Below are 11,130 nucleotides of genomic sequence, written 5' to 3'. Positions count from 1 at the left end.
CCCATTTTCCGAAGAGTTGCGGTCACTCTTCGATATCCATATCGTAATTTATGCCGAAGACAAACATCCTTTATTTTCTCTTCTATCTCATCTCTTAGATCCACTGTTCGTTGTAACCAACGATAAAATGTAGACCGGGGTAATTCTAATACATTACACAATTCTTTTACCGTTAGTTTTGTTTTTAAATCGGTCCATAAAGTAACTACAGTTTCCGGGTTCAACTCCTTTCGATTTCCAGATACTTTCCCCATATCAGTAATTTTGTTTTTAACTGTTTATTTTCTAACCGTAGCTGTTCCAATTCATTTAACTCTTTTGGCCCTTTTCCATAAGAATATTGTTTTCCTACAGGTTGTTGAAAACGGTACGTTTGACCGGTACGATACCACTTCATCCACGTCTTAATTTGGGAAACATTTTTAATTCCAAGCTTCTCCATAATGGTCCGATTGGAATATCCATCCTTTTTCATTTCAATCACTTTCCACTTTATTTCTTCTGGGTAATGAACTCTTGTCTTCAAACCAAAAACACCTCCATTGAATTTGCATACTTAGTATGCGAATTCAGGAGGTGTTTTTTTCATGTACCACTATTCGGGTTCCCTTCACAGCTTGCCGTAATTGCTTTTTGTTTAATTTTTGTTTCACGTTCATCATCTGTAATCCAAGGATTAGCAGTTTTATCACTACTAAAGAAGCCGTTTATATATCCCCATACAATCATTCCAATAAAGACAATTATCCATTTCATATATGTAATTCTCCTTCCGGTGTAAAAAGTATTTTACATGTAATATTGTAATATTTTACAAACCTTCGTGTCAAACCTTTTTTACATATCGGTTTTTATACAGCAGGAATAAAGAATGCAATAGGGAAGAAATATGTGTGAGGATTTTATAGTAAGAGGAGACTGAATATGAAAATCGTTTTTGTTCGGCATGGTGAAGGTAAACATACAACGGATTTACCAGAAAGTTTACAAGTGTTTGACCCACCATTGACGAGAGTAGGAAAGGCTCAAGCTAAATTACTTCAACGTGATGTATCATTACAAGAAGCGGATATATTAATTGTTAGTCCTACACTTAGAACTTTACAAACGGCGACAATATGGAGTGCGAAAGTAGCTTGTCAAAAAATAGTCCATCCATATGTATCTCCACGTATTTTTCCTTATCGAGAAGGAGCGAAAACATTACCGTGCGATTATATAGTAGATCAGGGAATGATAACAAAGTTATTTCCGCATTTTTCGATAGAGAAAAGCTCAAATAATCAGTTATGGAAGGAAGGTATAAACACTATTTCAGAGAATAGTTTTCAGCAAATAGTAGATGAATTTCTTCTTTGGTGTTATGAACTGAGTGTTGAAAGAATTTGCATTGTATCTCACGATGGAACAATTACAGCATATAGGCAATATTTACAGAAAGTCGTTTTAAATAGATCAGACTTTTTGAAAGAAACGGGCATATATGAAATGGATATATCCCATAAAAGTCTGATTAATAAGGGCTGATTATAGGATGGGGTTGTATGTTGAATATTGCATTAGTAGTTGGTTTTAATTCGGATTTAGAGGCGCAATCAATCCGAGCATCTCTTGAGTATTTTGGTGCAAGAGTTGTGATATATTGGATTGGTAGACCGAAAGATTTTGTGGAAGTTCTTTCTGGAAAGAACTTATTTAACGATATTAATTATATTATTTTTTGCTTTCATGGTGAAGAAGGAAAGTTTGTCATGGAAGAATTAGACGAAGAAGTATATGAACAAGATGAACCGAGAGGATATTTTGGTACAGCAGAAATTTATAAATATGCAAAATTGCATAATACACATATTGTAAATAGCGGGTGCACGTTAGGGGAGAAAAATATTGCAAAATCTTTTTACATAGTGGTGCAAAATCATATATTGGATCGATTGATTATGTAGATGGAAATGCAGCACTTATGTTTACTATACGCTTATTTTATGGGGTTATTAACCATGGGAAAACGTTAGAAGAAGCGTTTCAAGAAGCGAGTTTAATTGATGAGGAGACACATACATTTCGATTCTATAATTAGTGTGAAACACGTTTATTCTATATTCGAATAAACGTGTTTCACATTTAACTCACAATTATTTTACATTTTTTTCAATGAAAATGATTATCACCTGTGGTATGATATGTTCAAGTTTTTACAGGTAATAAAAGTTACTATATAAACGTTAGTTTTTAATGTTTCATACACATTTCATGAATTATTCATAATTAACATTTGAAAAATAAGTAACTAATGTTATTATATTAACTGTAACTAACTTAATTACAACTTTAGGAGGAAGATATGGTTATTCAATTTTTAAGAGAAAACAAAGCAGTTTCTTTTGTATTAGCAGTAATTCGAGTATATCTTGGTTACACATGGTTAATGGCTGGAATCGGTAAACTACAAGGAAAAGGATTCGATGCAACAGGTTATTTGCAAGGCGCAATTGAAAAATCTAAAGGTGCACAACCGGCTGTTCAATCTTGGTGGGCATCATTCTTACAAGAATTTGCAATTCCAAATGTAGATTTGTTTAATACGCTTGTAACATGGGGAGAAATTTTAGTCGGAATTGGTTTAATTGTAGGCTGTTTAACAAAAACAGCAGTCTTTTTTGGTCTTGTAATGAACTTTTCCTATATGTTTAGTGGGTCAATTGGTGTGAACCCTGAGATGGTTATCTTATCTATGTTTGTTCTTGTTGCCGGTATGAACGCTGGGAAATTTGGAATGGATGGCTTTGTTATCCCGAAAGTATTAGGATCAAAAACTCAAAAACGCCAAAAGCAAGCTGCTTAATATATGAAAACGGGTATCTCAAAATGAGATACCCGTTTATGTTATTTTTCAACTTTGATCGGATTGTTCTTAAAGAAGTCTTGTACATACCCGACAAATTCTTGTGGTTCTTGGCGAAATGGTGCATGATAACCTTTTTCAATAATATGTAAAGTGCTATTTTTTAAGAATTGATGATACGTTTCTCCTTCTTTCCAAGAAACGCTACTATCATTTCTGCCCCATATAATTAAAGTAGGCTGTTTCATTTCATTCGCATTAATTTTAAGACGTCTAGGCCATAGTTTCATTTTGTTATAATGCTCTTCATCGTTACGTTTGAATTTCACTTTGCTCTCATCATAATCAGTAATAGAAGAAACGGCATTTAAATCAGTCGACAATTGTGGTTTTGGTGAGCCTTGTTTAGTAACGAATGTATGAGGACCACCTGTAGCATCAGTTAAAATAAGGTGAGTAACTGCTTCAGGATATAAATATGTTAAATTTAGAGAAATTTCTCCCCCCATGGAATGCCCCAGTATTGCGAATGAATCATACCCTAGTTTTTTCATTAATTTATAATACAAATTTGCATGAGTTGGAAAAGAATAATAAAAATCCATTGGCTTAGATGAGCGCCCGAATCCTAAAGCATCTACAGAAATAATTGTATGATCTTTTGCTAAATCGGAGTAAATCTTTTGAAAACCATCTGATGACCCTCCAAAGCCATGAATCATAAGTAAAGGTGGTTTTTCATTACCAATCTTTTTAAAGTAAATGGTTTGACCATCTATTTCTACCATTTTTTCCTCGGTAGCTAGTTTAGCTGTAATTGTATTTTTCACTTGCTTTACTTGTTCTACTGGCTTTTCTGCTGCACTACATCCTACTAATAGTGTAAGAGTAAGACAACCTACCATAAAATAGCTAAATCGCTTCAATTAGGTGTCTCCTTTCTAACATAACGCTGTATCTATCATAGCAAATAGCATATTACGATTTCCAGGAAGTTGGCTACCATTTTTTATCATAAGAGGTGAAAGGAGCGTTTCTTGGAAATTTTCTGTTTGAAGAAATTTACGAAATGTAAATTGTGAGTGTGGGACATCAATTCGTACTATACCATTCCAACATTCACATATCTTTTTTAATATTTGAATAGCATCTTCTTCTTGCTTGGCGATAAGTGGATTGATACATAATATATTGCCCTTTCGTATGCATAATGAAAAAGCTTCTATACGGTTATTTCTTTCAATTTTAAAAGCGTGTATGGCCCTTGGTAATAGCAAAGAGTAAAGTAGAGAACGATTCACACCAGTTGCAATTTGATCAAGAGAAGTAAGAGATATAAGGTCTTCTTCTCGTACTTGTTGTAAGTGAGAAGGATACGTCTTAGTAGTTTGCTTTTCAAAACGATGAATTGTTGTTGCTGTTTGAAATCCACATGATGTGTATAGAGGTTCGCCAGCTTTTGTCGCAATAAGTGCAATTGGTTGTTTTGGATGAATTTGTTCCAAGCAATGATTTAGCAACATGCGCCCTATTCCTCGTCCTTGAAAATTAGGGTGAACGATTAACATACCAATGGAAGTGAAGTTACTTGTAAAGGGAAATACTCCTCCAGTCGCAATGAGTTTGTTTTCATGAATATAACCTACAAGTGTGCCGATAGAAAGATACATTTCGAATTGCTTTTTCATAAAAATTTCATCGTGTAACCATCCAACAGATTTGCAAAGATTAAGTAATTCAAAAATAAAAGACTCATTTAGCTTTACTATTTTCATAAAGGCTCACCGCATTTCTATTTAATTTCATAAAAATAGAGTCAAAATGTAAAAAAAAGAGATTTACGTTAAATGAAATCCAACCTGTTTATATTTAAATTGTAAAGGGCAGGATGGCTGATACGAAGAGACAAAGTTATACAAATTATAACTGATATTTACATAAGTTAACAAAAAATTTACATACAGCTAATTTTCTCTTAATAGTCTTCCATTAAATTTGATAGTGGGAAATGAATAACCTAATTAGGGGGACAAGACAGTGAAAAAGTTTGTGAAAAAAGCATGGCCATTTGCAGTTGTGGCATCATTAGCAGTTACTTCGGTAGCAACATGGAATTTTACTCGTTCTAGTGAGGTTAATGCAGATGAGAACGGAAGCAATGCAAAGATTAAAAATGTTATCGTATTAATTGGGGATGGTATGGGCCCTTCATATATGACGGCTCACCGTTATATGAAAGATAATCCAAAAACCTTTGAAATGGAATCTACAGAATTTGATAAGCATCTTGTAGGAACACAAAAAACATACCCAGAAGATGAGCATGAAAATATTACAGACTCTGCATCAGCAGCAACAGCTATGTCAGCAGGGATTAAAACATATAATGCTGCAATTGCAGTTGATAATGATAAAGCGGAAGTGAAAACGGTTCTTGAGCAAGCGAAAGAAAAAGGGAAATCAACGGGACTTGTTGCAACTTCTGAAATTACACATGCAACACCAGCTGCTTTCGGTGCGCATGACATTAGCCGTAAAAATATGGACGCAATTGCAAATGATTATTTTGATGAGAAAATTAAAGGGAAGCATAAAGTAGATGTTATGCTTGGCGGCGGTGTAAAGAACTTTGTTAGAAAAGATCGTAATCTTACAGAAGAGTTTAAGAAATCTGGTTATAGCTATGTAACGGATCGAGATCAATTGTTAAATGATAAAAATGATCAAATTCTTGGTTTATTTGCACCAGGTGGATTAGATAAAATGATTGATCGTAATGATAAAACACCTTCATTAGAAGAAATGACTAATGCAGCAATTGAGCGTTTGAACAAAAATAAAAATGGTTTCTTCTTAATGGTGGAAGGAAGTCAAATCGACTGGGCTGGACATGATAATGATATCGTTGGTGCAATGAGTGAAATGGAAGACTTCGAAAAAGCTTTCAAAGCAGCGATTGAGTTTGCGAAAAAAGATAAAAATACGTTAGTTGTTGCAACGGCAGACCACGCTACAGGTGGATTATCTTTAGGTGCCAATGGCGAGTATAACTTTAAAGTAGATCCAATTAAAGCTGCAAAACGCACACCAGACTTTATGGCAAATGAGATTGCAAAAGGTGCAAATGTAGAAGAAACATTGAAAAAGTATATTGATTTACAATTAACTCCAGAAGAAATTCAAGCTGTAAATGATATAGCTCCGTCAAAAGATGTAACAAAGATTGATAATGCAATTGAAGATATTTTCAATAAGCGCTCGGTTACAGGCTGGACAACTGGTGGGCATACAGGGGAAGATGTGAACGTGTATGCATTTGGTCCAGGTAAATACTTATTCTCAGGCGTTCAAGAGAATACAAATATAGCGAAACGTGTCTTTGATATCGTTGGCGGTGGCGATCCGAATAAAGGAAGACGTTAATTAAGAGCGAAAGTGAGGCGAAATGCCTCACTTTTCTTTTTAGGAGTTGGGAATATGGAAAAAATATTTAGGAAATTAAGATTCCTTCTAGTATTTGTAGTATTACTAGTTGGATGTCAACAAGAAGAGAATAACGTAGAACAAAAATCTACTACTAAAAAAACTGAGGAAAAGGTACAAATAACAAAAGAAGAAGAGAAATCTATTCAAGATGTTATTACTACATTTGTGCGAACGACGAATGAAAAAAATTTTGCAGAACATATGGAGTTATTTTCAAAGAAGATGCCTAGTGCTGAAGACTTAAAAACACAAAAAGAAGCCGCATTTCAAAAGGGAAATAAGAAGATTGAATTGGAACATATAGATATGAAAGCTAGTAAAGTAGGGTATGTTATTGTTGAAACGAAAGAAAAGGAAGTAGACGATAGTGTCACTCTTCAAAAGAAAGTACAGTACGCTCTTGGAAAAGAAGATGAGAAATGGAAGATTGAAGAGGTTCGCACGATAGAGAAAAAATAACGTGAAACTTTAATAAGTGTGGGAGTCGCACTTCTAAAAAATGGTACAAAAAAGGTTCTCATTGGCGAGAACCTTTTTTTATAGTGGTAGCATAATTTGATTTGAGCATGCCTCAATATCATCAATATCTTGACGAATTGTGGCCATTTTATTATCAAGATCTTCAGCTTTCATTGCTGCATCATGTAGTTCATCTTTTAAATACTCCGGTATTTTCCCTTCATATTTATAATAAAGTTTGTGTTCTAAACTTGCCCAAAAGTCCATTGCCAGTGTACGTAACTGAATTTCTGCAAATACATCTTTTGTACCAGAATTCAGTGATAAAGGATATTTAATAATCATGTGTAAACTTTTATAACCGTTTCCCTTTGGATTAGCGATATAATCTTTTACCTCTATGATTTCCATATCTTCACGCTTTTGAATGACTTCTTTTAAATGATAAATATCTTCTACGAAGCAACATGTAATACGAATACCAATAATATCTTGTAAATGCCTTTGGGCATTTTCAACTGTCGGTAATAAATTTTTACGTTCAAGCTTTTTAATAATACTTTCAGGTTGTTTTAGTCTTGTTTTTATATGTTCAAACGGGTTGTAATCCTCTAAAAATTGAGCTTCCCGGTTCATAATTTCAAATTTAGTTTTTAACTCTTCTAAAGCAAATGTATATGGTAATACAAAAGCTTTCCAGTAGTTAACTGTTGATTGATTATATTCCATTTTATATACACACCTTTTCCTATTTACAAGTGAGGTTGTTATTATACTAAATACCAAATCATATAAGCACAAGCGGCAAATGATGAGATCATAAAGCGATATTTAGTTTTCATACTTTCAACTCCTTTCGAGTAAGATTCTATATAAATAAACGTGATTGTTAATAAGTTCACTATGTACAATTTCTATAGTAATAGATTCGTGTGAATTTCGTATGAACTAATTGTTTCAGCTTTTTGTCTTTTTTGCTGTTAATCATAATTATTATTCGGATTTAAAGTGTTTTTATTTGATTTATCCATTTGTATAAATTAATGTATATTTAAATTTATAGTTATTAAGGAGGATATACGGTGAACTTTGAAGAATTAGCAATTGCTAGACGTTCTGCAATGAAATTTATACAAGGTATAGAAATCCCTGATGAGGATTTTAAAAAAATATTTGAGTTAACTAAGCTTTCTCCATCTTGCTATAATTTGCAGCACACACATTATGTTGTAATTCGTGATCAAGAGCGAAAAGAAAGATTAAAAGAATTAGCGTTCGGTCAATATAAAGTATCGAGTGCATCAGCGGTAGTGCTCGTTTGTGGTGATAAAAGAGCATACCAAAATGTTGAAAATATTTACTTCGGTATGAAAGTTTTAAAAATGATTGATGAATGCGAATATGAAGATACCATTAGGCAAACGAAAGGTTTATATGAAGGAAAAGGAGAGCGTTTCATGGAGGATGAAGCGATTAGAAATGCTTCGTTAAGTGCGATGACTTTTATGTACGCAGCTAAATATTATGGCTATGATACATGTCCAATGATTGGTTTCGATGAAAAAGCAGTACAAAGTGAATTAAATATGCCAGAGCATGTAATACCTGTTTTAATGATTACGATAGGGAAAAGTGATACGACTAAAGTTCGTCCAAGAGGATATCGAAAGCCAATTAGTGAGTTTGTTACATACGAATCGTTTTAATAAAATTTATTTAACTATAAAAACAAGGGGATTCTAAATAGAATCTTCTTGTTTTTGCAATTGACAAATAGAATGAAGTTTTATAATATGTAAATCGTAATCATTACGTTTTAGTTTGCGATCTTTGAAAGAAAGGAGAATTACCTATGCGTGTAAATATTACATTAGCTTGTACGGAGTGCGGTGATCGTAATTATATTTCTAAAAAAAATAAACGAAACAATCCAGAACGCATCGAACTAAAAAAATATTGTCCACGATTAAAGCGAGTAACGTTACATCGTGAGACGAAGTAGAAGACTAGAGATATCTCTAGTCTTTTTTTGTTAATAAGTTTTGGTTTTCTTTGTTATAATTACCTTAAATTGTAACGAAGGAGAGGGTATGGTGAATCAAAAAGATAAAGAAAGAAAAGAGCACGTAGCTCATATTATTGAAATTCCAGATGAATATAGGCTTGTTGTAGATGATCAAGAAGGGGTTGATGACCCGTATCATCTATTATGGTGGGGACATAAAGATGATGAGGAGAAACAGATACAAATTACATTAAATAGACATACTGGTAATTTAATTGAATTTAGGATAGATGATGGAAATTCTTTTTCGAGTGATAAGGGAGCGATAGAGGAGAATAAAGCAAGAGAGGTTGCAAATACATTCTTAAAAAAATATACAAAAGAAGGATATGAATTCTATACATATGTAACGGTTAAGGACGACAGGCGCCGTTGGAAAGAAGTAAATTATATGCAAGAAGTGAATAGCTATCCATTGCCGAATACTGGGTGTGTTGTGCAAGTGCACCCTTCAGGTAATGTTGTGCATTTTCATTACAATGGACAAAAAGCCATAGAGAAAAAACCGTTATGGCCAAGTGAAATTGTTGGGGAGAATATCGTTTTAGAAAATTTGAAAGCTAGACAAGATATGAGACTTGTATTTGTAGATTTAACATACTCTTCATGTGAGTATGAAAACGGGGAAGAAGTAAAAGGGTACCATCTTGTATATGAACCAGAGCCTAGTCATGCGTTTATTGATGCAAGTACAGGTAAAGATTTATATGGGCCAGAACACTATAAATTACCTTCTACAGTACTTGTTGATAAACCGCTAAAGAGTAGTCAAAAAAAAGATGTGTTTGATTTATTTGATTGGGACAAGGGGAAGTTTGTCAAAATAGATGAAAAAGTAGATGAGGATGAAGTCCGGATAAAATTTGTATTAAAAGAAGAATTACAAAAAGAAATAGAAGAGAAGGATTCATATTCAATGGATGAGTTTTATAAAAAACATTTTCCAATGTTGAAACATGATGAATTCGTTGTAATTACTCTAGATAAAGAAACAAATCAATTGCTTTCTTTTTTTATGTGGAAGGATGAGAAAAAAAGGAAAACAATCTTATCAAGAGAGCAATGTTTAAGCAAGGCACTTCAATTTTTAGAGCATATTATCCCAGATGCGACAAAGTATGTTCAACTTTGGGATAATTATGAGGAGGAAGAGGGGATAGAGAGGTTTTCCTTTTCAATCTATGTAAATGACATTCATGTAGAGCGGAAATATATTATGATCAACATCAATGCAGAAAATGGTGCTGTGATGCACTACTCTGGAGAGTCTGGCAACTTTATAAAAGAATTACTTACATATGAAACAACACCAAAAGTAACAAAAGAAAAAGCGTTAGAAATATACAGAGAGGCTATCCGAGTTAAATTAGAATGGTTTGTAGATCATGATGCAGAGGAAACGAAATACAAACTACTGTACAAACAAACGACAGATGAAAAACATAAAGAACCTTTTGATTGTAGTCGGGAAATTCGTTATATTGATGCCCAAACTGGGAGAAAGATTTGGAGTAAGTAAAGTAAAAAGAGTTATTTTTCAAAGAAAATAACTCTTTTTATTTTTATAATTTGTCTGTTCGTTTTTCAAAATTAAATGTGATAGGAAGATTGGAAGAAGAATTATCACTTTTAAATGTTACTTTCCATTCTTTAGTATGGGCTTTAATTTCAAAATTAAGAAGATTCATCGCTCTACGTTTATCTATTTCTAAAAACATATTATGAATTTCTGGTTCTTGCTGTAAATTAAGAGCCTTTAGTGTGACTGTTAATGTGAAAAAATTTTGCCCTTCATATACTATTTTTGATATTTTTGTTTTTTGTGTATTTAACAGTATATAAAAACGGTCTGATGGAGTTAATTGTACAGAGTCATCAGTAATTTCATTCTCGCTATTATAAAGTTCAACTAAGAAAGATGTACTATGGGAAGAATGTTTTTTGCTTGTAATCTGTAATTCAGTAGGAATCATCGGTATTTCATAAAAATCATTCCTTATTATGTTATTGTAATCCTCTGAAAATTTACGGACTTCTTTTGGAAAAGAGTCTTCTTGTGTACTTAAAAAAGTTTTATGTTGCTTTGGAGTTTTTTTACTAAAATTTAATGTTTCTTTAAAGTAATAATTGGATCCAGTTAAAAATAAAAAACTACAAATTAATAAAAAAATTCGATACGGATTTTGAAAGTTAAAGAACAGTAGTATACATGTAATAAATCCAATTACATAGAAAATAAAGATAAGTAGTTCTAGTTTTGAGTGAAAGGAGAAAC

11 protein-coding genes and 3 pseudogenes are annotated in these 11,130 nt (G+C 32.8%); 8 read left to right on the top strand and 6 right to left on the bottom strand.

The window, feature by feature from the left end; genetic code table 11:
- A pseudogene (locus ACO6VI_RS31935) lies at positions 1-526 on the bottom strand (IS3 family transposase); the annotation flags it as partial.
- 80 nt (positions 527-606) lie between these two features.
- A pseudogene (locus ACO6VI_RS31930) lies at positions 607-756 on the bottom strand (phosphoglycerate mutase); the annotation flags it as partial.
- A 168-nt stretch (positions 757-924) separates the two neighbouring features.
- On the opposite strand from ACO6VI_RS31930, the gene ACO6VI_RS31925 reads away from it, so the two are divergent.
- From ACO6VI_RS31925 to ACO6VI_RS31915, 3 genes and pseudogenes are all read left to right on the top strand, one after another.
- Positions 925-1,527, top strand: coding sequence for a histidine phosphatase family protein (locus ACO6VI_RS31925; RefSeq protein WP_023523078.1), 603 nt, complete (start codon positions 925-927; stop codon positions 1,525-1,527).
- A 17-nt stretch (positions 1,528-1,544) separates the two neighbouring features.
- Positions 1,545-2,080: pseudogene (locus ACO6VI_RS31920) on the top strand (delta-aminolevulinic acid dehydratase).
- Between the two features lie 264 nt (positions 2,081-2,344).
- Positions 2,345-2,845, top strand: coding sequence for a DoxX family protein (locus tag ACO6VI_RS31915; protein WP_000236608.1), 501 nt, complete (start codon positions 2,345-2,347; stop codon positions 2,843-2,845).
- 41 nt (positions 2,846-2,886) lie between these two features.
- Here ACO6VI_RS31915 and ACO6VI_RS31910 read toward each other — a convergent pair whose 3' ends face one another.
- Together ACO6VI_RS31910 and ACO6VI_RS31905 are read right to left on the bottom strand one after the other, a co-directional pair.
- Positions 2,887-3,771 carry an alpha/beta fold hydrolase gene (locus ACO6VI_RS31910; protein ID WP_000819815.1) on the bottom strand — a complete coding sequence of 295 codons (885 nt, stop codon included), beginning with the start codon at positions 3,769-3,771 and terminating at the stop codon, positions 2,887-2,889.
- A 15-nt stretch (positions 3,772-3,786) separates the two neighbouring features.
- Entirely contained in the window at positions 3,787-4,620 is an 834-nt protein-coding gene (locus ACO6VI_RS31905; protein ID WP_000706703.1) for a GNAT family N-acetyltransferase, read from the bottom strand.
- Between the two features lie 262 nt (positions 4,621-4,882).
- Between ACO6VI_RS31905 and ACO6VI_RS31900 the strand changes: the two genes are divergently transcribed.
- The gene (locus ACO6VI_RS31900; protein ID WP_000714908.1) at positions 4,883-6,268 is read left to right on the top strand and encodes an alkaline phosphatase; all 1,386 of its coding nucleotides are present in this window, start codon (positions 4,883-4,885) and stop codon (positions 6,266-6,268) included.
- Between the two features lie 54 nt (positions 6,269-6,322).
- Positions 6,323-6,790: a hypothetical protein gene (locus ACO6VI_RS31895; protein WP_000411095.1), complete on the top strand. Its 468-nt coding sequence runs from the start codon at positions 6,323-6,325 to the stop codon at positions 6,788-6,790.
- 78 nt (positions 6,791-6,868) lie between these two features.
- Here ACO6VI_RS31895 and ACO6VI_RS31890 read toward each other — a convergent pair whose 3' ends face one another.
- Entirely contained in the window at positions 6,869-7,519 is a 651-nt protein-coding gene (locus ACO6VI_RS31890; protein ID WP_000456210.1) for a GTP pyrophosphokinase, read from the bottom strand.
- 353 nt (positions 7,520-7,872) lie between these two features.
- On the opposite strand from ACO6VI_RS31890, the gene ACO6VI_RS31885 reads away from it, so the two are divergent.
- The 3 genes from ACO6VI_RS31885 (at position 7,873) to ACO6VI_RS31875 (ending at position 10,374) form a co-directional block, all read left to right on the top strand.
- Entirely contained in the window at positions 7,873-8,496 is a 624-nt protein-coding gene (locus ACO6VI_RS31885) for a nitroreductase family protein (protein ID WP_001008498.1), read from the top strand.
- Between the two features lie 146 nt (positions 8,497-8,642).
- Complete coding sequence (gene rpmG / locus ACO6VI_RS31880; protein ID WP_001265617.1) at positions 8,643-8,792, top strand: 50S ribosomal protein L33; 150 nt, start codon at positions 8,643-8,645, stop codon at positions 8,790-8,792.
- Between the two features lie 88 nt (positions 8,793-8,880).
- Positions 8,881-10,374, top strand: coding sequence for a YcdB/YcdC domain-containing protein (locus ACO6VI_RS31875; RefSeq protein ID WP_422425098.1), 1,494 nt, complete (start codon positions 8,881-8,883; stop codon positions 10,372-10,374).
- A gap of 43 nt (positions 10,375-10,417) precedes the next feature.
- Here ACO6VI_RS31875 and ACO6VI_RS31870 read toward each other — a convergent pair.
- The coding region (locus ACO6VI_RS31870; RefSeq protein ID WP_422425096.1) for a hypothetical protein at positions 10,418-11,130 on the bottom strand (713 nt) is incomplete at its 5' end.

The organism is Bacillus sp. PSXD-155, from assembly GCF_049310765.1.
GTDB lineage: Bacteria > Bacillota > Bacilli > Bacillales > Bacillaceae_G > Bacillus_A > Bacillus_A cereus.
This window is presented reverse-complemented; position numbering and strand designations above follow the sequence as displayed.

Excerpts from the sequence above, each read along its gene's own strand:
- ACO6VI_RS31890 (WP_000456210.1), bottom strand. The coding sequence starts at position 7,519 with ATGGAATATAATCAATCAACAGTTAACTACTGGAAAGCTTTTGTATTA.
- ACO6VI_RS31915 (WP_000236608.1), top strand. The coding sequence starts at position 2,345 with ATGGTTATTCAATTTTTAAGAGAAAACAAAGCAGTTTCTTTTGTATTA.
- ACO6VI_RS31925 (WP_023523078.1), top strand. The coding sequence starts at position 925 with ATGAAAATCGTTTTTGTTCGGCATGGTGAAGGTAAACATACAACGGAT.
- ACO6VI_RS31905 (WP_000706703.1), bottom strand. The coding sequence starts at position 4,620 with ATGAAAATAGTAAAGCTAAATGAGTCTTTTATTTTTGAATTACTTAAT.
- ACO6VI_RS31895 (WP_000411095.1), top strand. The coding sequence starts at position 6,323 with ATGGAAAAAATATTTAGGAAATTAAGATTCCTTCTAGTATTTGTAGTA.
- ACO6VI_RS31875 (WP_422425098.1), top strand. The coding sequence starts at position 8,881 with ATGGTGAATCAAAAAGATAAAGAAAGAAAAGAGCACGTAGCTCATATT.
- rpmG (WP_001265617.1), top strand. The coding sequence starts at position 8,643 with ATGCGTGTAAATATTACATTAGCTTGTACGGAGTGCGGTGATCGTAAT.